This is a genomic window from Parasulfitobacter algicola (assembly GCF_013315265.1).
GTDB lineage: Bacteria > Pseudomonadota > Alphaproteobacteria > Rhodobacterales > Rhodobacteraceae > Parasulfitobacter > Parasulfitobacter algicola.
Window position 1 is genome coordinate 16117 of record NZ_JABUFE010000013.1, and the last position, 24074, is coordinate 40190.

Here is a 24074-nt window from a genome sequence, read left to right on the forward strand (position 1 = left end):
TTGGGGGCTTCACAACAGCACCCCGCTGGTCTATATCGCCCGCTACCGAAAGGTCACATGCGGTTGTGGCGGAATGGTAGACGCGCAGCGTTGAGGTCGCTGTGGGGTAACACCCGTGGAGGTTCGAGTCCTCTCAACCGCACCATTTTACATTTTTCTGAAATCTCACCTAAAAATTCAAATATTACAGACACTTGCGGAGTTCGATAACCAGTTTTGTAGTCGTATGCGACAGGGCCCTCAAAGGCGAGTTTTAGCACAAGTCGTTTCATTGCAAAGCTGCTATTTTTATAAAGATTCCAGGGACTTGCGAGGAATGCCATAGGTGGTTCGATAACTTCAGCGAATGTGCGCTTTGGCTTTGTTGATGTTTCACATCTTTCAACCAAAGCCGTCTTTTCGATTTCCAGGTTCTCAATCCGCTTTTCAAAGGCTGCGATGACGGTTGGCGTGTTGGCGCTCATGATCTTGTCCAGGGTTTTCTCGATCTCTTTGTCGATGGCTTTGATCTTTGTCTTCAGTGCCGTCTTATGCTGCCCTTGTTGAGCAAGGCGAATGTCCCAGGCGTGTTTGAGCATCGCCTTCACGATCTCAAAGAGATTTTGGGTCGGTTGTAACGCTTGGAGTGTGTCTTCAAATGCGCCTTCGATATCTTCACGGCGGATGGATTTGCGACGATAATCGCATCCACGCGTCTGACAGAAGTAATATGGATGTCCATTGCCTGTTCTGCTTTTTGCCCAGGCCGCCGTCATGGGGTTGTCGCAGCAGGCACAGGTGACAAATCCTCTCAAGGGAAAGTCACGATTAAGATCTTTGCGAGCCGGTGCAATCGGGCGCGCAAGCTTACGGTTTTGAATGGCCTGATAAGTTTCTAATGAGATAATCTGCTCATGGTGGCCCTTGCGGCGAGTGATGCCCCAAGGTTCATGTTCGACATACCCAGCATAAATTACGCGGTTCAGAATATCGCTGACCTTTTGCTGGCGGATTTGACCGCCGGGCAGGTCTTTAGGGAAATCGGGTTGCGCCTCAAAGAAGCGCTTCACTTCAGCTTGCGTGGCAAAGCGGCCAGAGGCATATCCTTCCAACGCCTCCTGAATGATCGAGGCAATCGGCTCATCGCGGGTCAGCAGTTTTCCATGCGATCCGGTCTTCTTGTATTTGTAACCGATGGGCGCGGCGAAGACGGCGTAGCCGTTCATCATGCGGCCCCGAAAAGCAAAGTCAGCTGGATCAGCCATCGGCGACCAATCCACATTGCACAAAACCAGACCATGCACGCATCAGCGCTCGGCGCTTTTCTAAGAGGTCCGATCTTGCATACGCCCGCTCGACCTCATTTCCAACAGTATGGGCAAGACTCAACTCTGCAATTTCACGTGGCACATTCGGCTGCTCGGACGCCCAATCCCTGAACGCAGAACGGAACCCATGAACAGTGATCCCCTCTACCTTCATTCGCCGCAGAAGCATCAGCATGGCCATGTTGCTCATGGGTTTGTGCCGCTTCTGTCCCTCGAACACGACTTCGGATCGCAGCGCCTTTAGCGGTTCAAGGATCGCAATCATCTCCGGTGTTAGGGGAACTCGGTGCTCTTTGTCTGCCTTCATTCGCTCGGCAGGAATGGTCCAAAGGTGTTCGTCAAAGTCGAACTCCTTCCATCGCGCCTGCAAGACCTCGCTGGTTCGGCTGGCCGTCAAGCAGGTGAACATAAGCGCCTTCGCGGCCATGGCATCTTTTGTGGCCAATTCTGCATAGAATGCAGGCACATCTTGCCAGCGCATCGCTTTGTGGTGCTGCACCTTCTGTTTAACGGTCGGCAGCACCCGCGCATCGCGGATGGTCGTCACAGGGTTTTCACCATCGCGAAAGCCTTTCGACTTCGGCACGTCCAGCACTGCTTTGATCCGCTGTGCGAGCCGTTTGGCTGTTTCGTGCTTTTCCGTCCAGACTGGCAGAAGGACTTGCAGCACCTCGGGCTGGCCGACCTCGGACACCGGCAACCGCCCGATCTTGGGGAAGGCATACTCGGCCAGCGTGTTAATCCACTGCTGGCCATGCTTTGGGTTTTTCCATGTCGGCAGGCGCTCAATGTGGACCTGACGAGCGATTTCCTCAAAGCAGGGAATTTCCTGGCGTCCATTGTAGCGGGGATTGATGCTCTGCTTGGCAAGGCGGCGATATTCTAATGCCCGATCCCGCGCTTCGTTGAGAGTCACCACATCCGCGCCGCCCAACCCGAAGTCAGTTCGCAACGGTTTGCCTTCGCGGTTGCGCTGACCCTTTACTGTGACGCGCACAATCCAGCGCCGAGCACCGGATGGATCGACAACGAGGTACAAGCCGCTACCGTCGCCATGACGACCGGGGCCAAGGGTTCGGACCAGATTTTTCGTCAGCTTTCCGCTTAGAGCAGCCATGAAAATACCACGATTTCTACCGCGCAATGAATAGAAACGAATCTATTCGAAGAGAAATGAAATACAATAACGAATGCAGATAGATCAACAAAAACAGCCCCGTAAGGGGTTGTATGAGTGCCGGCAGAACTGAATGAAAATGGTGGGTGGCGGAGACGAAGGGATTCGAACCCTCGAGACGGTTTCCCGCCTACTCCCTTAGCAGGGGAGCGCCTTCGACCACTCGGCCACGTCTCCGCTGATCGTCCTATCGGGACAGCATCAAGAAAACAAGGTGAAAAATACATTCATTTTGCATCTAATAAAATTTTTTCTTCGAGTCTCAAATCGGCATTCGTTTGTATGAAAATCTTTACAAAAGTGCGTGCTGATCGCTTCTATTAAGTATAATTTACAGCTCTATTGGCTAAGCATCCAGTCCGGTTAGAGCTTTGGCAAAATCCTCAGGATCAAAGGCATCCAGATCATCTATCTGTTCGCCGACCCCAATGGCATGGATTGGCAATCCAAATTTATCGGCCAGCGCAACCAGCACACCGCCTTTGGCGGTGCCGTCCAATTTTGTCATAACCAAGCCTGACACGTTAGCCAGTTTCTGGAAAATCTCGACCTGATTGATCGCATTCTGACCTGTCGTGGCGTCCAGAACCAATAAGGTGTTATGTGGTGCTGTTTCGTCTTTCTTACGGATCACACGAACTATCTTAGCCAATTCTTCCATTAAATCCGCACGGTTTTGCAAACGGCCCGCGGTATCAATCAACAACAGATCCGCGCCATCTGTTTCAGCTTTGGTCATTGCGTCAAAGGCAAGGCTGGCCGGATCTGATCCTTCGGGGGCGGTCAAGACCGGCACGCCAGCGCGGTCACCCCAAACCTGCAATTGCTCAACGGCGGCAGCACGGAATGTATCGCCCGCAGCAATGACAACGTTTTTACCGGCAGCGCGGAATTGGCTGGCCAGTTTGCCGATGGTTGTCGTTTTACCGGATCCGTTCACGCCCACGACCAGAACGACCTGTGGTGTCTTTGGATAAAGCGGAAGGGGTTTCGCGACAGGATCCATGACCCGCGTTACTTCATCCGCCAGCAATCCCTTGATTTCATTGACAGACAGCTTTTTGCCGAACCGCCCTTCGGCCATGTTTGCGGTCACACGCATCGCAGTATCCACGCCCATATCTGCGCTGATTAACAGTTCTTCCAACTGTTCCAACATATCATCATCCAGCACGCGGCGGGGTGCTGTGCTATCTTCAACCTTGCCTAAAAGACGACCCAGAATACCTGGCTTTTCTTCAGGCTCAGCAATTACAAGACTGGTCTCTTCACCGCTATCAGGCGCTTCGGTTGGACCTTCTTCTACAATAGCGTCCAGGCCTTCTTCCAATTTGGAAGAAGATTTGAACATCCGGTCTTTGAGTTTTTTGAAAAAGGCCATTCCTGCCCCCGATCTGCAAGCGTTTCACTCACCTAATGTGAAAGGCCGGGATTTGAAAGGCCGATGGTGCTAAACCTCGTTGGGGAAATGCTTTATTGTCAAACGGATCGGATTGGGCGCAGCTTGCCCCAACCCGCAGATTGATGCATCGGCCATCGCAGTGCATAGATCCTCTAGCAGCGCTTGATCCCATGTGTTGGCCTGCATCAGCTTGACCGCTTTTTCGCATCCCACACGGCAAGGTGTGCATTGGCCACAACTTTCATCTTCAAAAAACCGCAACATATTCAAAGCGGCGGCTTTCACGCTGTCATGATCCGATAAAACCACAACTGCCGCTGATCCGATAAAGCTGCCGTGTTCCTGCAATGTGTCAAAGTCCAGCGGCACATTGTTCAATGTTGCGGGCAACAGCCCCGAAGACGGGCCGCCAGGTTGATAGGCTTTTAAAGTATGGCCTGCCAGCATTCCACCTGCAGCGTCGATAATATCCAGAATGGTCGATCCCGCAGGCAACAGATAGACACCCGGAGCATTCACGCGCCCCGAAACGGAATAGTTCCGCAGTCCTTTACGCCCGTTTTTCTCAACGCTGTTCAAAATCTCGGGGCCCTCGCGACAGATACGTGTGACCCAGTGAAGCGTCTCAACATTATGAACTAGCGTCGGCTTCCCAAAAATGCCAACCTCGGCCACGAAGGGCGGACGATGGCGAGGCAAACCGCGTTTGCCTTCGATGCTTTCGATCATCGCGCTTTCTTCACCACAGATATAGGCCCCGGCCCCGCGTCGCAGATCAATATAACCCGGCGCAACCAGACCCGTATCTTCCAGCGCTTTGATTTCACACTGCAGAATTTCCAGTACAGCGGGGTATTCATCGCGCATATAGATGAAACAGGTTTCCGCATTGATCGCCCACGCGGCAATCAACATACCTTCTAGAAACATGTGCGGTTCACGTTCCAGATGATAACGATCCTTGAACGTGCCGGGTTCGCCTTCATCCCCGTTCACAGCCAGATAACGGGGGCCATCATAACTGCGCACGAATGACCATTTTCGGCCTGATGGGAAGCCCGCGCCACCCAATCCGCGCAAACCGGCATCCAGCAATTTATCTTGAATATTTTCCGGATTTCCGTCTTTTCGCAGCTGGGATAAAAGCCGATAGCCGCCTTTAGTCTGATATAGATCCAAGGATTGATACTTGGGGATCACGGGATGGGTTTTGTTTGCCTTGATTGCAGCCAGGATTTTTTCGGATGTCGCTTGATCGATGTGGTTATGCCCCAACTCGACCGTAGGAGCGACATCACAACGCCCCATGCAGGGCGCACGCAAAACGCGAACTTTTGCAGGATCAAGCCCGTCTTCCAATGCCGCCTTAAGCTGCTGCGCGCCTGCCAGTTCACACGACAATGAATCGCACACGCGGATCGTCAGGGCGGGCGGCGGGGTGTCATTTTCTTTTACGACATCGAAATGCGCATAAAAGGTCGCAACTTCGTAAACTTCGGCCATGCTGAGTCGCATTTCTTCGGCCAATGCACGCAAATGGCGGGCGGAAAGATGACCATAATGGTCTTGCAACAGATGCAAATATTCAATCAAAAGGTCAGGCCGACGCGGGCGTTCGCCTAATAGTTGCTGAACATCAGTCCATGCCTGATCATCCAGCTGGCGTCCTTTGGGCGTTTTGCGGCCCTTGCCTTTGCCTGATTTCCAGACACCCTTTTTTTCGTCCAGCGCCATGCCATATCCCTTTGTTTCATTGCTGATTATAGAAACTTGCGCGCAGATGCGACAGACCAAATGCGACATCTTATGGTCCCTAAAAGCCACCTGTTATGATGCATGCAAAACCTTGGCAAGTGGCCGGTTTTTGCCGATCGCGAAACACGGGCCTTGGCGTATTGGAACCGGATCGGTCAAGATAACCCTATGAGATATCTAATTATATTTCTGGTTTTTGTGCTTCCAGCTTACGCTGTACCAGATCAGCAGCTTAGCCCGGATGCGTTTGAGCAGTATGTAACTGGTAAGACTTTGTATTACGGCGAACCCGGTGCCCGACCTTATGGTGCAGAAGAATATTTGCCCGGTCGGCGCGTGCGTTGGTCTTTTCTGAATGGTGAATGCATTGAAGGTCAGTGGTTTGTTGATATGGACCTGATTTGCTTTGTTTACGAGGATAACCCGGAACCACAATGCTGGAGTTTTTACAAAGACGGTGGTGGCATTGTGGCCATGTTTGAAAACGACCCCAATTCGACAACTTTATACGAGCTTCAGAATGCGTCTGAGCCGCTAAGATGTCTGGGGCCGGATGTCGGTGTTTAGTTTGTGCGATGGTACTGATGGGACGGTTAGTGTGCACAAAACAGGATGATGACCATCAGAAAAGTGAACCTTGTTCGGGCGCTTTTTGAGTTTTTGTTTTTCGTGATTTTGCCCCTAGGGTCAGGCGACCGTCTGTGAATTCGATTTCCAGATGAGTTGCCTGGCCTGCTGCGGTTTTCGTCGTCACGACCTCGCCGTCACCATAGACGACAGCATAACCGCGTTTCAGCGTGGCTTTATATCCAAGCGTTTCATGCAATCTGTCCAGGCTTTCAAGCATTGATATTCTGGTCGAATGCTGGCGCTTTGCGGCGTCCGACAGGCGCTTGGCCATTTGCGAAAACCCATCTGATTTTCGCTTTAGATCATCTTGCAAAAGCTGCATCCGCAGCCCGCGCGCAGTCTGTTCCAATTTTTGTCGCTTATCCCGCATACTGCGCGATAATCCTGGGGCCAGTCTAGCAGAACGCTCATCAAGCTTTCTGCTTTCTTCGCGAATACTCCGGATCAAAACCGCGGGCTTTAGACCACCCGACACATCCGCCAGTTTCAGCTTTTTAAACTGTGCGGCCGCGCGCAGGGCGGCAGGCAGACGGTCATCCATATAATCCAGCCGCTGGCGCGCGTTCGACAGCAACGCTTCTGGTCGTGGCAGCGCCCGCGCCACATCACGCAATCGCTGTTGACGCTGACCCAACGTCGACGTCAACGCGCGGGTCAGGCGGGCGTCTTGATCATCGACCCATGACAGCAACTCAAGCCTGACAGGAACGGCCAATTCCGCCGCAGCCGTGGGCGTTGGTGCCCGCTGGTCTGACACGAAATCAATCAGCGTCGTATCTGTTTCATGCCCCACAGCCGAAATCAGTGGTATGTCAGATGCCGCCACCGCACGGGCGACGATTTCTTCGTTAAAGCCCCAAAGATCTTCGATTGATCCACCACCACGTGCCACGATCAGCAAATCAGGGCGTGGCACTGGCCCACCGGGTGTCAGCGCATTAAAGCCATTGATGGCTGCGGTTACTTCGGGTGCACATTTTGCCCCCTGCACAGCAACCGGCCAGATCAGCACTTTGCGTGGAAACCGGTCGCGCAAACGATGCAGAATATCACGGATCACAGCCCCCGATGGCGATGTCACAACCCCGATCACCTCGGGCAAATAGGGCAACCGTTTTTTGCGGTCAGGGCTGAACAGACCTTCGGCCTCAAGCGTTTTTTTGCGCTTTTCCAGCATCGCCATAAGCGCACCCACACCCGCAGGTGCGATATCTTCGATGACCATCTGATATTTTGACTGCCCACCGAATGTGGTCAGTTTGCCGGTCGCGACGACCTCAAGCCCTTCCTCGGGTTGCGTAGCCAGACGACTTGCAACGCCCTTCCAGATCACACCTGACAAAACGGATCGGTCGTCTTTCAGGTCCAGATAGACATGGCCGGATCGCGGCCGCGACACGCGCCCGATTTCGCCTTTGACCCGAACGTGGCCGAATTCACCTTCGATTGTGCGCTTCACCGCGCCCGAAATTTCGGTAACAGTGAATTCAGGGGCATTCTGGCCCGGGCTTGGGTCGTCGATCAGATCCATGACGGCTCGCTTGTGCTTGGTGTCGCTTGACCTTAGAACGCCCAGCAACAAAGGCCAAGCAAGAGGTGCGCATGAATATCTTGATCCTGGGCGGCGGCGGGCGCGAACACAGTCTGGCCTGGGCCGTCAAGCAAAACCCAAAATGCGACCGATTGATTGTCGCCCCCGGAAACGCCGGGATCGCAGCCATCGCTGAATGCGCCGATCTTGATATTGAAAATGGCGGGGCCGTCGTGACATTTGCCGAAGAAAACGCGATTGATTTCGTGATTGTCGGCCCCGAGGCCCCACTGGCCGCCGGTATCGCGGATCGCCTGACTGACGCAGGATTGCTGGTCTTTGGCTGTTCACAAGAAGCCGCACAGCTTGAGGCATCCAAAGCCTTTACCAAAGAAATTTGCGACGCCTGCAACGCCCCAACCGCCGCCTATGCCCACTTTACCGATGCGACTGCAGCCAAGGATTATATCCGCGCCCAAGGCACCCCGATTGTTGTCAAAGCCGACGGTTTGGCAGCGGGTAAAGGCGTGATTGTCGCGATGGACGAAGCCACCGCACTGGCCGCCATCGACGATATGTTCGGCGGCGCGTTTGGCGGAGCCGGGGCAGAAGTCGTGATCGAAGAATTCATGGAAGGCGAAGAGGCGTCGTTCTTCGTGCTGTGCGATGGAACAGATGTGCTGCCCTTGGGCACTGCGCAAGACCACAAACGTGTGGGCGAAGGCGATACCGGGCCAAATACCGGCGGCATGGGGGCTTATTCCCCCGCGCCGGTGTTGTCGGCTGACGTGATGGAACGAACCCTTGACCAGATAATCCGTCCGACTGTTACCGAAATGGCGCGGCGCGGTACACCTTTTAAGGGGATCCTTTTCGCCGGCCTGATGATCAAGGACAACCAGCCCAGATTGGTGGAATACAACGTGCGTTTCGGCGACCCAGAATGTCAGGTTCTGATGATGCGGCTTGGGGCGCAAGCGTTTGATCTGATGCATGCCTGTGCCGAAGGGCGCTTGAAAGACATGCAGGTCAACTGGGCCGATGACCATGCGATCACGGTTGTCATGGCCGCAGATGGATACCCAGGGTCTTACGAAAAAGGCAGTCTGATCAAAGGACTGGATGATCTGCCTGCAACAAGTTTTGAAATGTGCTTTCACGCCGGAACCACCCATCGCAATGGTCAGATCACAGCAACAGGTGGCCGCGTTCTAAGTGTGACCGCGCGGGGCGCGTCCTTGTCTGAGGCACGGGATAAAGCCTATGATATGATGCGCAAAATTGACTGGCCACAGGGATTTTATCGTAATGATATTGCCTGGCGCGCACTGCCGTGACGGCAGTATCGCACTATCGGCATACACATACAGACAACGATAAGGATGTGTTTGCCGTGTTAAGGATGATGCGAACATTGTGTGAACACCTCTTTTCTTTAAATTACAATCGCGCTAGGTAAACCGATATGAGTGGGTTTTCCGAAGATGACGCCTTTGATGCCGCCGTGCCCCTGTCGCAACGGGCGATGGCCGCACGTCCCATGCCCTATCTGGATGGGTTAAACCCCGCGCAGCGCGAAGCTGTTGAAAAAACAGACGGCCCCGTTCTGATGCTTGCGGGCGCTGGAACGGGTAAAACCAAAGCGCTGACGTCGCGCATCGCGCATCTGCTAAGCGCCGGTACTGCACGCCCCAACGAAATATTGGCCGTGACTTTTACCAACAAAGCCGCGCGCGAGATGAAAAAACGTGTGGGCGATCTGATGGGCCAAACTGTCGAAGGCATGCCGTGGCTGGGTACGTTCCATTCAATCTGCGCCAAATTGTTGCGCCGTCACGCGGAACTGGTTGGGTTAAAGCCAAACTTCACCATTCTTGACACCGATGATCAGAACCGCTTGTTAAAACAGTTGATCGTTGCCGAAAACATTGATGAAAAACGCTGGCCCGCCCGTGCGCTGTCCAGTGTTATTGACGGCTGGAAAAATCGGGCCCTAACACCAGACAAGGTTCCCGCTGCCGATGCAGGCGCGTTTGATCAAAAGGGGCCCTTGCTTTACGCCCAATATCAGGATCGGCTGAAATCGCTGAACGCCGTCGATTTCGGTGATCTTCTGCTGCACATGGTCACAATCTTTCAAACGCACTCAGACGTGCTGAACCAGTATCAGCGTTGGTTCAAATATATCCTTGTCGACGAATATCAGGACACGAACGTCGCGCAGTATATGTGGCTTCGGCTGCTGGCCAGTGGTCACAAAAACATCTGTTGTGTGGGTGATGATGACCAGTCGATCTATGGTTGGCGCGGGGCCGAAGTGGGCAATATCCTGCGATTTGAAAAGGATTTTCCAGGCGCCCATGTGGTACGACTGGAACAGAATTACCGCTCAACCCCGCATATTCTGGCAGCCGCGTCGGGTGTAATCGCTGCGAACCAAGGGCGCTTGGGCAAAACACTTTGGACAGCGGAAACCGAAGGAGAACAGGTCCGACTGATCGGCCACTGGGACGGCGAAGAAGAAGCCCGCTGGATCGGCGATGAGATTGAAGCGATGCAATCGGGCACGCGCGGGTTACATCCGTTCAATCTGGATCAGATGGCTATACTCGTCCGCGCCTCGCACCAGATGCGCGCGTTTGAGGATCGCTTTCTGACCATCGGCCTGCCTTACCGTGTCATCGGCGGCCCCCGGTTTTATGAACGGATGGAAATCCGCGACGCCATGGCCTATTTCCGGCTGGCGGTGTCGCCCGATGATGATCTGGCATTTGAGCGGATTGTGAACACGCCAAAGCGCGGACTTGGCGATAAGGCGCAGCAGAAAATTCAGATCACCGCACGCACCAACGGTGTCTCGCTTGTCGAAGGTGCGCGACTTCTTCTGGCAGTCAAGGGTATCGGCGGCAAGGGTGCGACAGAACTGGCCAAACTATTGGATGGGCTGGACCGGTGGGCGAAAAATGCCCGCAACGGTGCGATGGGTCATATTGAACTGGCCGAGGTTATTCTGGACGAAAGCGGCTATACTGAAATGTGGCAGAACGACAAAACGCCCGAAGCCCCGGGTCGTTTGGAAAACCTCAAGGAACTCGTTAAAGCGCTGGAAAATTTCGAAAATCTGCAAGGATTTCTGGAACATGTCAGCTTGATCATGGACAACGAATCCGATGGTGACGGCGAAAAGGTGTCGATCATGACCCTGCACGCCGCCAAGGGGCTGGAATTTCCCGCCGTCTTCCTGCCCGGATGGGAAGATGGCCTGTTTCCCAGTCAACGATCCATGGATGAAAGCGGGCTAAAAGGGCTAGAGGAAGAACGCCGTCTGGCCTATGTCGGCATTACCCGGGCCGAGGAAATCTGCACCATCAGCTTTGCCGCCAACCGCCGCGTTTACGGGCAATGGCAATCCGCGATGCCATCGCGATTTATTGATGAATTGCCGCAGGAACATGTTGACGTACTAACACCCCCCGGTCTTTACGGGTGCGGATATGGTGCGGCGGCTGGAAATTCCATTGAAACCGCAGCAGCCGCAGCAAATGTGTATAATTCGCCCGGCTGGAAGCGCCTTCAGGCACGCAGTCAGGCCCGTGGCACCAGCCAACCAGCAGAGGCGAAAAATATGGTGATCGATCTGGATGCTGTATCATCTTTTACAGCAGGTGATCGCGTCTTTCACCAAAAATTCGGCTATGGCACTATTTTGGGCATCGAAGGCGACAAATTAGATATCGAATTTGATAAGGCAGGCAGCAAGAAAGTTGTCGCGCGATTTATTGTGTCCGCAGACCGCGCCGATGATATCCCGTTCTAGGCTAAATTGCGCAAATCCATGAAAAAAGGCACGCCTGAAAGACGTGCCTTGGTCATATCAGCATCCAAAGCTGCTGATATCAGATCGATCAGTCAGCAGAAGCTACTGCGACAATCAAAAGAAGCGCAATCAAAGGAATGATCACACCGGCCGAGCTGGACGATGTTTCTGTTTCTTCAATAATGATTTCTTTTTCCATCTCAGGTTCGTCAAAACCGCCAGCGAACGCGCCGCCTGCGACTGCGAAGCTAAGTGCAAATGCAGATAGTGTTTTTTTCATCCTGTGTCCCTTCACTTAATAAGTTGGATGTGAATTCAGCTTTTATTCTTTTTATAGGTAGTTACAACAGGCAGATGACAGGCCAGTGTTTCAAATTTCAGCTTTAGGTCATCAAAGATAAAACGCATCGCAACCAATCATAATAAAAAGTCGAATTCTTTGTTTAACGGCAAATCACGCACTCTGGTTCCCGACAAATCAAATAAAGCATTCGCAAGCGCTGGCATCGATGGTGGGGTCGCAGGTTCGCCAACACCGCCCATGTGTGCGTTGTTTTCCAAAATACGCACGTCGACCTGTGGCGCGTTGTGCATGCGCAACGCATCATAATCGGGAAAATTATATTGCTGCGCTTCGCCGTCCGCAAACGTGATGTCGCCCTGAACGGCCGCAGACAGACCATAGATCAGCCCAGATATCATCTGCGCCTCGATAATACTTTTATCCAAGGCAAGGCCAACATCACAGGCGATCCAGGCTTTCTGAATGCGGATCAGACCATCTTCTTGCACGACCTCAACCACTTGCGCGACGGGTGTGCCAAAGGAATAGGTAAACGCCACGCCGCGCCCCACGCCATCAATGGTGGATCCTGTCCAACCGGACATCTCGGCCACTTCGTCCAGCAATGCCGCAGAAGGTGCATGTTCACGCGCGATAAGTTCATGACGAAATTCCAGTGGATCACGATTTGCAGCATGGGCCATTTCGTCAATAAAGCTATCAAAGAAGAACCCATTAAAGGAATTCCCGACAGATCGCCAAAACCCGATGGGCACTGACACATCCGCCAGATGTCCCGTGATGCGATAATTCGGGATACCATAAGGTTGGTCAAAGGCACCTTCGACATGGCCCTTATCAGGACCGGGGGCCGCAAAACCTGCCAGACGCATCGTTGCGGCCCGGGTCACAGAAGGGGCCGCGATTTTACCGTCCAGTAACACAGCCTTGCCGTTTTGGATCAATCCACGAAAGCGGGCACTGGCAGCGGGGCGATAAAAATCATGACGCATGTCTTCTTCGCGCGACCATGTTGTTTTGACAGGTGTGCCAGGCATCGCCTGGGCCACGCGCGCTGCCAGAACAGCGAAATCAAATTCACCCCGGCGTCCAAAACCGCCACCAAGATAGGTCGTATGCACGGTAACCGCATCCTTTTTCAGATCTACAGCGGCGGCACATTTATCACGTACAATCGTAGGCGCTTGTGTGCCGGACCAGATCTCAAGACTGCTATCTGTGTAAAGCGCGACTGAATTCATCGGCTCCATGGTGGAATGGGCCAGCCAAGGCACGTGGTATTCTGCCGTGATCTCAGTCGCACCTTCAATCGCTGTATCAACGTCGCCATCGCCCCGCATGGTGGAATTAGCGCTGGTATCGAACGCTTTGACGATCTCGGCTCGCAAGGCTGCGGTCGTGGCAGGATAACTGGCGGCTTCCCATTCGATCTCAACGGCTTCGGCGGCTTTCATAGCCAACCACGTGTTATTTGCGATCACAGCGATACCATCGCCCAGATCAACGATCTTTTCGACACCGGGCATCGTTTCGGCTGCGCTGGCGTCAAAGCGGATCATGCCAGCGCGTTTGGGGTTCATCCGGACAGTTGCAAATTTCATGCCCGGCAGGCGCACATCTGCACCGAATTCGGCCGTGCCCGTGGCTTTGCCCACCATATCAACCCGGGGCAAGGATGTGCCCAACAGCTTCCATTCGCTGGCCGGGCGCAGCGTGATCTCTGCCGGGGGCTCAATGGCGGCCGCCGCTTGGGCCAGATCAGCGTAAGACAAGGTCTGACCATTTGGCCCAATCACCTGACCGTTTTCGGTTGCCACCTCAAAATCCTGCACGCCCCACTGATTAGCAGCGGCAGTTTTCAGCGTTTCGCGCGCAGTAGCCCCCGCCATGCGCATTTTTTCAAACGCATCCACGGTCGAGGTTGACCCACCCGTGACCTGAAGCCCCATAATCTTGCCAACAACGCCGACAGTTTCTTTGACGGTGTCCTGAAAATCGGTGACGGCATAGTCTTTGAACGGTAAACTAAGCCCCATCATCACACCATTATAATATGCCTGCGCAGCCGGGCCATGAATGACGTTGATGCTTGCAAAATCTACATCCAGTTCCTCGGCCGCCAAAGCGGCAAGGGTCGTCATGATGCCCTGTCCCATCTCGGCCCGCGGCGCGATGATCGTCGTGCCGGACTGGTCAATGATGATATAGGGGTTCAGCGTGACCGCATCGCCTTCGGGACGCAGCGGGTTTTCCAATTCACGCCGGGCCTGCCAGACACCAAAGGCCACACCACCCACAACAGCAGCCGATCCGATCAGAAACGTACGGCGGGCGATTTTTCCAAGACGGCTCATCTTTATGCCTCCTGCAGCTTTTGCGCGGCATCCTTTATCGCCGCGCGGATGCGGGGATAGGTGCCGCAGCGGCACAGGTTGCCCTGCATTGCGTCATCAATTTCAGCGTCATTTGGGTTGGGTGTGTTCGCCAAAAGATCGGCAGCTTGCATGATCTGGCCGGATTGGCAGTAGCCGCATTGCGCCACCTGATTGTCGATCCAGGCTTGCTGGATTACAGCCAGATTGTCGGGCGTCCCCAGCCCTTCGATGGTTGTCACATCACCCCAGACATCGGCCAAAGCCACCTGACATGACCGCACAGCTTCGCCGTCAATATGAACCGTGCAGGCCCCACAAGCCGCAACACCGCAGCCAAACTTGGTGCCGGTCAGACCGACTTCATCACGTAAAACCCAAAGCAAGGGCACATCTTCGGGCAAATCCACGGTATGGGATTGCCCGTTTATGGTAAGTGTGGTGGCCATCGTAATGCTCCCTTTCATCGGATATGACAAAATATTCGTATTTTGTCATAATGTCAAATTGACGTTCTAGCGCGAAACTGTCAAATGCTTTTACATGACAACTGCATTACCAGATTTCAGCCCGGATCCCCGCGTAAAAGATATTATGGGCGCGGCGTTTGAAACTTTTGCAACCTATGGCTATCGCCGTACTGCAATGGAAGACATCGCCAAGACTGCCGGTATGTCGCGATCTGCGCTTTATCTGCATTTCAAGAATAAAGAAGACATCTTCCGGTCCTTGGCACAGTATTACTACGACGCAGCCGCCGAAGGTATGACAAAAGCATTGCAGAATCCCGGGCCGTTGGCGCAGGTTTTGCATGGTGCATTTGTCGCCCGTGGTGCTGGCATCATGGAAACAGTCCTGTCTTCACCCCACGGCGAAGAACTGCTTGATACGAAATCTACCACAATCGCCGATGTGTCCAAATCCGGAGAGGCGAAACTGGCGGGTATTTTCGCCGACTGGCTGAAACATGCCAAGGCAAGCGGCCAGATCAGACTGATGATGGACCCCGACGTCATGGCCGATACAATCATGGCAGCATTAAAGGGGTTAAAAACGCCGCCACCATCGCTTGACGTTTATCGCGAACGGCAACAGGTTCTGGCCGAAGTTCTGGCACAAGCCTTAAGTCATTAGTTAAATTTTTTAAAATCGCCATCAGGGTTTGATAATGAAAAAAGTAACTTTGATAAGCCTGCTTGTTTTTATAGGCGCTCTTATTTTGGGGCGCTATTGCTTGGTCGAAATCTGGAGAATAGAGGATAATTACTGGAAGCCAGACGGTAGCAATTTGCAGCAGGGTCAGCTTGATGTCTTGGGCATTCTTTTGCTGATATCACTTATCAGCATTCCCGCCAGCTTTTTAGCATTTTTCATAGGGTTGGCGACAATCTGGGGTGAATACGGGAAGAAACAAGATTAAATAAGTAGGATCAGATCTGCATGGCTAAATAAATGTCCTAATTTCACCTTATAACCTCACCTTTTGTCCGCTAAACAAAAAGTACAATGACAAAATTGATAGACACTCCCCCCGCCTGGCTGGCAACGTGCCTGATCATTGCTTGGCTGCAGTCACACTATTTCGATCTGGGGATGTCGCTGGATTACGGGATCACCGATCTTTTAAGTGCCATTCTTCTTGGCGGCGGCATCATCATATTTTTCATGGCCGTTATCCAGTTTCGCCGTCATCAGACCACGATCATACCACATCAAGAGGCCTCAAACCTGATTACGCAGGGTATTTATAAATGGTCCCGTAATCCGATTTATGTCGCTGACACACTGATCTTGGCCGGGCTGATCCTGCGATGGGATGCCGTGCTGAGTTTGCCACTCATCCCAATATTCGTCTGGATCATCGAACGTCGTTTCGTCATACCTGAAGAAAATCGGTTGCGGCGCAAATTTCGGGCTGACTTCGCACGATACGAAAAAAAGACGCGGCGTTGGGTTTGACGTCATTGGTGGTATCTTGATTGGATGTGGTTGCGCAATAATGTTGCGCAAGTTAAGTGGGTTTTGAATCATATCTGTCCTGATTTCAGGACGGACATAAACAAGCAAGGGGGACGGGCCGTATGAAAATCGGGGCGCCAAAGGAAACATACGAAGGGGAGGCCCGCGTGGCCATGACCCCTGACAGCGCAGCTCAACTGCAAAAGCTGGGCTATGATTGCGTGATCGAAACCGGCGCTGGCGAAGCCGCAGGATTTTCGAATGCTGCCTATAAAGAAGCCGGTGTTCAGGTCGTCAAAACGGCGGCTGCCCTTTGGAAAGCCGCAGATGTTGTCGCCAAAGTGCGCCCACCATCCGAGACAGAGATCAAGCGCCTGCGGGACGGGCAAACGCTGATTTCCTTTTTCTATCCCGGCGCCAATGAAAAACTGATGGATTTGGCCAAGGGCAAGGGTGCCAACGTCATAGCAATGGATATGGTCCCCCGGATCAGTCGCGCCCAAAAGATGGACGCGCTGTCGTCGATGGCCAATATCGCAGGCTATCGCGCCGTGATCGAGGCAGGCAATAACTTTGGCCGCTTCTTCACGGGTCAGGTGACCGCTGCTGGTAAAGTACCGCCTGCCAAAGTTCTGATCGTGGGCGCAGGTGTGGCTGGTCTGGCCGCAATTGGCACGGCGACATCACTTGGCGCAATGACATACGCCTTTGATGTACGCCCCGAAGTTTCTGAACAAATCGAATCCATGGGCGCCGAATTTGTGTTCCTTGAATTCGAAGACAGCCAGGACAGCGCCGGAACCGGTGGCTATGCCGCGCCCTCCAGCCCCGAATTCCGCGAAAAGCAGCTGGAAAAGTTCCGCGAATTGGCGCCCGAGATGGATATCGTTATCACCACGGCCCTGATCCCCAACCGCGACGCGCCGATCTTGTGGACCGAAGACATGGTCAAGGCGATGAAGCCCGGTAGCGTGGTCGTGGATCTGGCCGCCGAAAAGGGCGGCAACTGCGAACTGACCATTATGGACGAAAAAATCGTAACGAAAAATGGTGTGACCATCGTGGGGTATACTGATTTCCCAAGTCGAATGGCCTCGCAGGCTTCAACCCTGTATTCCACGAATATCCGCCACATGATGACCGATCTGACACCCGAAAAAGACGGGCAGGTCGTCCACAACATGGAAGATGACGTGATCCGCGGCGCAACGGTGACGTTCAAGGGCGACATCACCTTTCCGCCACCGCCACCCAAGATAAAGGCGATCGCAGCCGCCCCGAAAAAAGAAGCGGTCAAAGAACTGACGCCTGAACAGAAAAAAGCACAGGAACTTGCAGTCTTTCAAAAACAAACCCGAAATCAGGTGGGCTTGTTGGCGATTGGCGGCGCGTTGATCCTATTGGTGGGTCTTGTAGCCCCCGCCAGTTTCATGCAGCATTTCATCGTCTTTGTGCTATCAGTTTTTGTTGGCTTTCAGGTGATCTGGGGCGTCTCGCACAGCTTGCACACACCGCTGATGTCCGTGACCAACGCCATTTCATCCATCATCATTCTGGGGGCATTAATGCAGATCGGATCTGGATCATATCTTGTGATCCTACTGGCGGCACTTTCCGTTTTTATGGCCGGGATCAATATCTTTGGCGGCTTCCTCGTGACACGGCGCATGCTTGCCATGTTCCAGAAATCTTAAGGGGGACCGGTCAATGGATTTCGGATTCACCACAGCGGCCTATGTCGTCGCAGCTGTTCTTTTCATTTTGTCCCTAGGCGGTCTGTCAGGACAGGAAAGTGCAAAACGCGCCGTATGGTACGGCATTACAGGCATGGCGCTGGCCGTCTTTGCAACACTGATCGGGCCCGGTGCCGGGCTTTGGTTTTTATCAATCATCCTGATCGCTGGCGGCGGCGTCATCGGCTATCAACTGGCCACCCGCGTACAAATGACACAGATGCCCGAATTGGTCGCCGCGATGCATTCGCTGGTTGGTCTAGCGGCTGTGTTTGTGGGCTTCATCGCGCATTTTGAAATGGTAAATGTTGCCGCTGCAATGACAGATGGTAAACTTATCGGCAGCTTGCCTGAGATGGGCACTTTTGCAAATCTCATCGCCAAGAAATCAGTGGTTGAGCTGAATATCCTTCGGGTCGAACTGTTCCTGGGTATCTTTATCGGGGCTGTGACCTTTACCGGATCGGTCATCGCATATGGCAAATTGGCGGGCAAAGTCGACACATCTGCCGCCAAACTGCCCGGTGGCCACTTGCTGAATGCCGCCGCTGCGGGCCTGTCACTGGTCTGCCTGATCTGGTATTTCAACAGCGGTGGCTTCTTCCCGCTGTTTCTGATGACTCTGGCTGCACTTTTCATCGGCTATCACCTGATCATGGGGATTGGCGGGGCGGATATGCCTGTGGTCGTATCGATGCTGAACAGCTATTCCGGTTGGGCGGCGGCGGCCATCGGCTTCAGCCTTGGCAATGACCTTTTGATCGTGGTCGGTGCCTTGGTCGGATCGTCCGGTGCGATCTTGTCATACATCATGTGCAAAGCGATGAACCGGTCTTTCATCAGTGTGATCCTGGGTGGTTTTGGCGGCCCTGCAGGGGAACAGATGGCGGTTGAAGGCGAACAAGTCGCGATCGATGCCGACGGCGTGGCAACGGCCCTTGAAGACGCCGACAGCATCGTCATCATCCCCGGCTATGGCATGGCCGTGGCCCAAGCGCAGCAATCGGTTAGCGAATTGACCAAACGCCTGCGCGCCAAGGGCAAGACCGTGCGCTTCGCCATCCACCCTGTCGCTGGCCGCTTGCCGGGCCACATGAATGTACTGCTGGCCGAAGCCAAAGTGCCCTATGACATCGTGCTGGAAATGGACGAGATCAACGATGATTTCCCCGACACCGACGTGGCGATTGTCATCGGTTCAAACGATATCGTGAACCCCGCCGCCCAAGACGACCCCAACAGCCCCATCGCCGGTATGCCGGTTCTGGAATGCTGGAAGGCCAAGCAGGTCTTTGTGTCAAAACGCGGTCAGGGCACCGGCTATTCCGGCATCGAAAATCCGCTGTTTTTCAAGGATAATACCCGGATGTTTTATGGCGACGCCAAGGCATCACTGGATCAGCTTCTGACTAAAATCAGCTGAATAAAACGCGCAGACCTCGGATTTAATCCGGGGTCTCGTAGCATACTCATTATTTCCGCCGATGATGTTCATCCAGCCGCGGGAAAATTTCTACAAAATTGCAAGGGCGGTGGCGGTAATCCAGCTGCTTGGCTAAAATCTCGTCCCAGGCATCCTTGCAGGCCCCAGGACTGCCCGGCAGCGCAAACAGATAAGTACCACCCGCTACCCCACCAGTTGCGCGGCTTTGCACGGCCGACGTACCGATCTTGTTCATCGACACCATCGTGAACACCGTGCCAAAGGCATCGATTTCCTTTTCATAGACATCTCGGTGCGCCTCGACCGTGACATCGCGCCCCGTCAGGCCCGTTCCCCCGGTTGAGATCACAACATCAATTTCAGGATCCGCACACCAGGCGCGCAGTTGATCCGCGATCTGGTCACGTTCATCCGTCAGGATCATTCGCGCGGCCACAATATGCCCCGCTGCTTCGATCCGGTCGACCAGTACTTGCCCTGATCGATCCTGATCCAGCGATCGGGTGTCCGACACGGTCAGCACGGCAATACGGACGGCGATAAAGTCCATCGTTTCGTCAATACGCGACATCTATACCTCGAACCAATTTACGGTCGGGCCCAGGTTATGAACCTGTGTTTCACCGATCTGCCCGGATTTGCCCCAGCTGTCATGAATGTGCCCGCAAAACATCAGCTTGGGCTGCACCCGTTCAATCGCAGCTCGGACAGAGGTCGACCCGACCGACTGTCCGGCAGATGTGATATCAGCGACACCTTTAGGTGGCGAATGGGATACCAGAATATCGGCACTGCCGCAGGCATTCAGCATCTCTTCGGCGGTATCTTCGCTCAGATCGCAGGACCATGATCCAAAGGGCGTCACAGGAATCGCATAGCCGATCCCAAAGATCGTCACGCCGTCAATTTCAACGCTTTGCCCGTGCAAAACAGTCATGCCATCCAACGCCGCATCCCGCAGTTCATCCGCGCTTTCGGCATTTCCCGGCACAGTGACAAAGGGGCGCTTAATATCGCGCAGTAACACCATCGCCTCTGGCAAGCCTTGACGCATATTGCAGAAATCGCCCGCCCCAATCACCAGATCGGCCTGCGCACTGGCTTGCATCAAATCAGCGGCACGGACCCGGGCCAGATGCAGATCAGAAAATGCCAGTATCTTCATGCCTTTAACCTTTCTTGCAACATCAACAGATCATGCCACGCCTCGCGCTTTTTTTCGGGACTGCGCAGCAGATAAGCAGGGTGAAACATCGGCAATGCGGGCTTGCCCAGCACATCGGTCCATTGCCCGCGCAACCGCGTGATCCCCTTGCGTCCCAGCATCGCCTGACACGAAATATTGCCCATCAGGACAATTACATCGGGATCGACCAACGCCACATGCTTTTCCACAAACGGCAGCATCATCGCAATTTCTTCAGGCTTAGGATCGCGATTCTGTGGCGGCCGCCAAGGCAGTACATTTGTGATATAGACCGACGCCGCAGCATCCGGTGTTTCGCGCCACAACTGAATGGCAGCCAACATCTTGTCCAGCAATTGCCCGGCCCGCCCGACAAAAGGGCGCCCCTGAATATCCTCGTCTCGTCCCGGCGCTTCGCCAATGATCATCAGGCGCGCAGCCGGATTGCCATCGCTAAAGACCAGGTTTTTCGCGCCTTTCTTCAGCTCGCAATGCTCATAGGCCGCCATGGCCGCCTGCAACCCGTCCAGATCGCTGGCCCCATCTGCCGCCTGTCTGGCAACCATGACCGGGTCAACCTCATCCAGTAATGCGGGTTGAACAGGCGCTGCCTTTGGCTTGGGCTTTTCCGCAGGTACCTCATAGCGGTTCACAGGCACGTCCGATATCGCCTCGGTCGCACCCATCTCAACCTGCCAGTCCAGCAAGGCTTTGGCCGTATGAAAATCCATCTTGTCCACCCCCCATAGCTAGGGCCGGAACGCCCAAAGGTAAACACTTTCCGAATGGTACAACGCCGTTCTGTTGGATATCAGACGGTTGTGGGCGGTATGCGAAAATTAAATCTTATGTTGGCTATGAGCCCAATCTGCACGATGCTGCTCCAGCAACGAAGGGCGGCTAATGCTATCTGGCTATTTGCGTATGACAGTTTCGTTGTAGCAAACACCTGAATCTTCAATCTTAGAAACAAGGGCAGAGAGAGTTAAGCCTGAGTAATCCATAAGTTGAATGGGCTTTTGATCGACAAAATGTACCCAATACTCTTTGGTGGTGTCCTCTTCGAACTCGTATGTCGTGCGATACTCGATCTCCGTTATGTTTGACAGCTTTGAACTGAAGCCTGTCTCAGGTCCAAAGGTGTGTTTTGGCACTTCCCAGAGCAGCTCATCGTTAGTCAGCCTAAAATGCCAACTGCCTGCCGTTCCTTTGAACTTTAGCACTTGAAAGAACATCTTAATGAGATGCCCAATTCCAGTGGCTATGAATCCTAAACCAAAGAAAGACCATACAGACAATTGCTGCAGCATATCTTCCGATAGTTCCCAGACAAAGGTTTCCGGGATCATCCAGTAGCCCAACAGGATGCAACCGAACGAAAAGAGCGGCATGACGAACAAGTACTGGATATTCCTGCTACGCACTGACGTTCTAATATCAAAAATAGGGTCTGATGGCATGCAAACCTAGCTCCTCTGCGTGCGTGGCAGCATCTTCTAGCCACCGCCAAAGATGTGTATAGCTCCTAACCAATATACGCTACCTGCAAGTATCGACACCGGACCTTCGCGCAGACGCAGCGAAAGAGCGGTTTGTCCCGCTGACCGACCATTGCGTCAAAACCGAATGAAGCTTGCCTTAGTGTTCCTAGCAAGGCTCACTAAGCCTGGAAATTTCGCATATCAGTTCAAAGCATGACATGCTTTTCATAAACGCCGGCCGTCCCTTGGTCGGGACCAAATGGCGGCCGTCAGGCTCTTTGCAAAAGAGCTCTGTTGCAGACTTTCCACTCATTCCTTTATAGAACACCCAACAATAAATGGGGATGCAATGAACTGGCGGGCCAAACATCTTTTGGGGATCGAACATCTGGGCCCCGATGAAATCACCACACTTCTGGATCTGGCCGATCAATATGTGTCGCTGAACCGCCAACAGGTCAAACATCGCGATACGCTGGCCGGGCTGACGCAAATCAACATGTTCTTTGAAAACTCGACCCGCACGCAGGCCAGTTTTGAACTGGCGGGCAAGCGTCTGGGTGCCGATGTGATGAACATGGGCATGCAGGCGTCATCGATTAAAAAGGGCGAAACCCTGATCGACACAGCGATGACGCTGAACGCGATGCACCCTGACCTGCTGGTCGTGCGCCATCCCCATTCCGGTGCGGTCAACCTGCTGGCCGATAAAGTGAACTGCGCTGTCCTGAACGCAGGCGACGGGCGGCACGAACACCCCACGCAGGCCCTGCTGGACGCGCTGACAATCCGCCGCGCGAAAGGGCGTCTGCACCGGCTGTCCATCGCGATTTGTGGCGATATCGCCCACAGCCGCGTGGCACGATCCAACATTCTGCTGCTGGGCAAAATGGAAAACCGTATCCGCCTGATTGGCCCGCCGACGCTGATGCCATCCCAGGTGTCCGACTTCGGGGTCGAGGTGTTCGAGGACATGCGCGAAGGTCTGGCTGACGTCGATGTTGTCATGATGCTGCGTCTGCAACGCGAACGGATGGACGGGGGGTTCATTCCCAGCGAACGCGAATATTACCACCGCTATGGGCTGGATGCCGACAAACTGTCCCACGCCAAACCTGACGCCATCATCATGCACCCCGGCCCAATGAACCGCGGGGTCGAAATTGACGGCACACTGGCCGATGACATCAACCGCAGTGTGATTCAAGAACAGGTCGAGATGGGCGTCGCCGTCCGCATGGCCGCGATGGAACTGCTGGTCAAAGCCCGCCAGTCCAAACCGCAGGATGTGATGGTTTAAGCACACCGCAGGATTATCAAATACTTCTATTTCATCGGCAGTCTTGGACTTATTCAGTCCAAACCTAACTGATACTTGGCAACAGCAAGCCAGAATTACATCTTATAAATGCACAAAGGGACGATATCCAAATGACTTCTGGATGGGACGGTATTTTAGAACCCGGAGAGCGCATAATTTGGCAAGGCCGCCCTGATTATAAATTTGATCTGAAACGTGTACCGGTTATAATTTATATTGCTGGATTTAGCATGGTTACTGTCATGTCATATCAATTGATTGCCAATGCTATGTTTCAAACAACTGCTGGAATTGTTTTGTCCGGTATATGTATATTATCTGGATTACTTATATTAATAGGTATTCCTTTTTTAGATGCCCACAATCGGAAGTATACGACATACACTTTAACTGACCGCCGTGCATTTATAGCAGCAATCACCATTTTGGGGGACAGGTTATGGACAAGCCATCAAATTCGCATAGACTTCCCAATTACTTTTAAAGAAGGCTCACCACCCTCAATTTATTTTACAGAAGGTTGGGGACATAGATGGTATTCAAAATACAGGGTCAAAGTTCCGGTTGGTTTTGAACGGATCAATAATGCACATGAAGTTCATGCCCTTTTACAAAAAGTCCAGCGACGCGAAGCCTGATATAAACATTCAAAATT

General features: G+C 53.3%; 21 protein-coding genes, 2 tRNA genes and 1 pseudogene. 11 read left to right on the top strand and 13 right to left on the bottom strand.

The window, feature by feature from the left end; genetic code table 11:
- The first annotated feature begins 59 nt into the window (after positions 1-59).
- Positions 60-145, top strand: a tRNA-Leu gene (locus HRQ87_RS16900).
- 490 nt (positions 146-635) lie between these two features.
- Here the strand turns inward: HRQ87_RS16900 and HRQ87_RS20680 are convergent.
- The 5 genes and pseudogenes from HRQ87_RS20680 to HRQ87_RS16925 form a co-directional block, all read right to left on the bottom strand.
- Positions 636-1244, bottom strand: a pseudogene (locus tag HRQ87_RS20680) (recombinase zinc beta ribbon domain-containing protein); the annotation flags it as partial.
- Positions 1237-2424 carry a tyrosine-type recombinase/integrase gene (locus HRQ87_RS16910; protein WP_174139623.1) on the bottom strand — a complete coding sequence of 396 codons (1188 nt, stop codon included), beginning with the start codon at positions 2422-2424 and terminating at the stop codon, positions 1237-1239. The pseudogene HRQ87_RS20680 and the gene HRQ87_RS16910, both read right to left, overlap by 8 nt.
- Before the next feature lie 147 nt (positions 2425-2571).
- Positions 2572-2661: transfer RNA gene (locus HRQ87_RS16915), tRNA-Ser, on the bottom strand.
- Positions 2662-2830: 169 nt separating this feature from the next.
- Positions 2831-3865, bottom strand: coding sequence for a signal recognition particle-docking protein FtsY (gene ftsY, locus HRQ87_RS16920; RefSeq protein ID WP_174139624.1), 1035 nt, complete (start codon positions 3863-3865; stop codon positions 2831-2833).
- Between the two features lie 69 nt (positions 3866-3934).
- Positions 3935-5620 (bottom strand): NAD(P)H-dependent oxidoreductase subunit E, encoded by a 1686-nt coding sequence (locus tag HRQ87_RS16925; RefSeq protein ID WP_174139625.1) that lies wholly within the window; start codon positions 5618-5620, stop codon positions 3935-3937.
- Between the two features lie 189 nt (positions 5621-5809).
- On the opposite strand from HRQ87_RS16925, the gene HRQ87_RS16930 reads away from it, so the two are divergent.
- Entirely contained in the window at positions 5810-6208 is a 399-nt protein-coding gene (locus HRQ87_RS16930) for a hypothetical protein (RefSeq protein WP_174139626.1), read from the top strand.
- Positions 6209-6263: 55 nt separating this feature from the next.
- On the opposite strand, the gene xseA is transcribed toward HRQ87_RS16930, so the two are convergent.
- Positions 6264-7802, bottom strand: a complete 1539-nt coding sequence (gene xseA / locus HRQ87_RS16935; RefSeq protein WP_174139627.1) for an exodeoxyribonuclease VII large subunit — start codon at positions 7800-7802, stop codon at positions 6264-6266.
- A 71-nt stretch (positions 7803-7873) separates the two neighbouring features.
- On the opposite strand from xseA, the gene purD reads away from it, so the two are divergent.
- Positions 7874-9139 carry a phosphoribosylamine--glycine ligase gene (purD, locus tag HRQ87_RS16940; RefSeq protein ID WP_174139628.1) on the top strand — a complete coding sequence of 422 codons (1266 nt, stop codon included), beginning with the start codon at positions 7874-7876 and terminating at the stop codon, positions 9137-9139.
- A gap of 128 nt (positions 9140-9267) precedes the next feature.
- Positions 9268-11619: an ATP-dependent helicase gene (locus tag HRQ87_RS16945; protein WP_174139629.1), complete on the top strand. Its 2352-nt coding sequence runs from the start codon at positions 9268-9270 to the stop codon at positions 11617-11619.
- Positions 11620-11707: 88 nt separating this feature from the next.
- Here HRQ87_RS16945 and HRQ87_RS16950 read toward each other — a convergent pair whose 3' ends face one another.
- From HRQ87_RS16950 to HRQ87_RS16960, 3 genes are all read right to left on the bottom strand, one after another.
- Entirely contained in the window at positions 11708-11899 is a 192-nt protein-coding gene (locus HRQ87_RS16950) for a hypothetical protein (RefSeq protein ID WP_174139630.1), read from the bottom strand.
- Positions 11900-12036: 137 nt separating this feature from the next.
- Complete coding sequence (locus HRQ87_RS16955) at positions 12037-14277, bottom strand: xanthine dehydrogenase family protein molybdopterin-binding subunit (RefSeq protein ID WP_174139631.1); 2241 nt, start codon at positions 14275-14277, stop codon at positions 12037-12039.
- Between the two features lie 2 nt (positions 14278-14279).
- The gene (locus HRQ87_RS16960; RefSeq protein ID WP_174139632.1) at positions 14280-14744 is read right to left on the bottom strand and encodes a (2Fe-2S)-binding protein; all 465 of its coding nucleotides are present in this window, start codon (positions 14742-14744) and stop codon (positions 14280-14282) included.
- 94 nt (positions 14745-14838) lie between these two features.
- On the opposite strand from HRQ87_RS16960, the gene HRQ87_RS16965 reads away from it, so the two are divergent.
- The 5 genes from HRQ87_RS16965 to HRQ87_RS16985 all read left to right on the top strand — a co-directional run bounded on the left by HRQ87_RS16965 (position 14839) and on the right by HRQ87_RS16985 (position 19410).
- Positions 14839-15429, top strand: coding sequence for a TetR/AcrR family transcriptional regulator (locus HRQ87_RS16965; RefSeq protein WP_174139633.1), 591 nt, complete (start codon positions 14839-14841; stop codon positions 15427-15429).
- A gap of 34 nt (positions 15430-15463) precedes the next feature.
- Positions 15464-15715 carry a hypothetical protein gene (locus HRQ87_RS16970; protein WP_174139634.1) on the top strand — a complete coding sequence of 84 codons (252 nt, stop codon included), beginning with the start codon at positions 15464-15466 and terminating at the stop codon, positions 15713-15715.
- A gap of 86 nt (positions 15716-15801) precedes the next feature.
- Complete coding sequence (locus HRQ87_RS16975) at positions 15802-16254, top strand: methyltransferase family protein (RefSeq protein WP_174139635.1); 453 nt, start codon at positions 15802-15804, stop codon at positions 16252-16254.
- A 122-nt stretch (positions 16255-16376) separates the two neighbouring features.
- Positions 16377-17948 carry a Re/Si-specific NAD(P)(+) transhydrogenase subunit alpha gene (locus HRQ87_RS16980; RefSeq protein ID WP_174139636.1) on the top strand — a complete coding sequence of 524 codons (1572 nt, stop codon included), beginning with the start codon at positions 16377-16379 and terminating at the stop codon, positions 17946-17948.
- Between the two features lie 13 nt (positions 17949-17961).
- Positions 17962-19410, top strand: a complete 1449-nt coding sequence (locus HRQ87_RS16985) for an NAD(P)(+) transhydrogenase (Re/Si-specific) subunit beta (RefSeq protein ID WP_174139637.1) — start codon at positions 17962-17964, stop codon at positions 19408-19410.
- Positions 19411-19459: 49 nt separating this feature from the next.
- Here HRQ87_RS16985 and moaB read toward each other — a convergent pair whose 3' ends face one another.
- The 4 genes from moaB to HRQ87_RS17005 all read right to left on the bottom strand — a co-directional run bounded on the left by moaB (position 19460) and on the right by HRQ87_RS17005 (position 22077).
- On the bottom strand, positions 19460-20002 hold the full coding sequence (gene moaB, locus HRQ87_RS16990) for a molybdenum cofactor biosynthesis protein B (protein ID WP_174139638.1): 543 nt from the start codon (positions 20000-20002) through the stop codon (positions 19460-19462).
- Positions 20003-20596 (bottom strand): metallophosphoesterase family protein, encoded by a 594-nt coding sequence (locus tag HRQ87_RS16995; RefSeq protein WP_174139639.1) that lies wholly within the window; start codon positions 20594-20596, stop codon positions 20003-20005. It lies immediately after the preceding gene.
- Positions 20593-21348 (bottom strand): uracil-DNA glycosylase, encoded by a 756-nt coding sequence (locus HRQ87_RS17000; RefSeq protein ID WP_174139640.1) that lies wholly within the window; start codon positions 21346-21348, stop codon positions 20593-20595. The genes HRQ87_RS16995 and HRQ87_RS17000 overlap by 4 nt, the downstream gene beginning before the upstream one ends.
- A gap of 183 nt (positions 21349-21531) precedes the next feature.
- Positions 21532-22077, bottom strand: a complete 546-nt coding sequence (locus HRQ87_RS17005) for a hypothetical protein (RefSeq protein WP_174139641.1) — start codon at positions 22075-22077, stop codon at positions 21532-21534.
- 370 nt (positions 22078-22447) lie between these two features.
- Here HRQ87_RS17005 and HRQ87_RS17010 point away from each other — a divergent pair, with 370 nt between their 5' ends.
- Both HRQ87_RS17010 and HRQ87_RS17015 read left to right on the top strand, forming a co-directional pair.
- Positions 22448-23398: an aspartate carbamoyltransferase catalytic subunit gene (locus HRQ87_RS17010; RefSeq protein ID WP_174139642.1), complete on the top strand. Its 951-nt coding sequence runs from the start codon at positions 22448-22450 to the stop codon at positions 23396-23398.
- Between the two features lie 131 nt (positions 23399-23529).
- The gene (locus HRQ87_RS17015) at positions 23530-24057 is read left to right on the top strand and encodes an IclR family transcriptional regulator (protein ID WP_174139643.1); all 528 of its coding nucleotides are present in this window, start codon (positions 23530-23532) and stop codon (positions 24055-24057) included.
- The last annotated feature ends 17 nt before the right edge of the window (positions 24058-24074 follow it).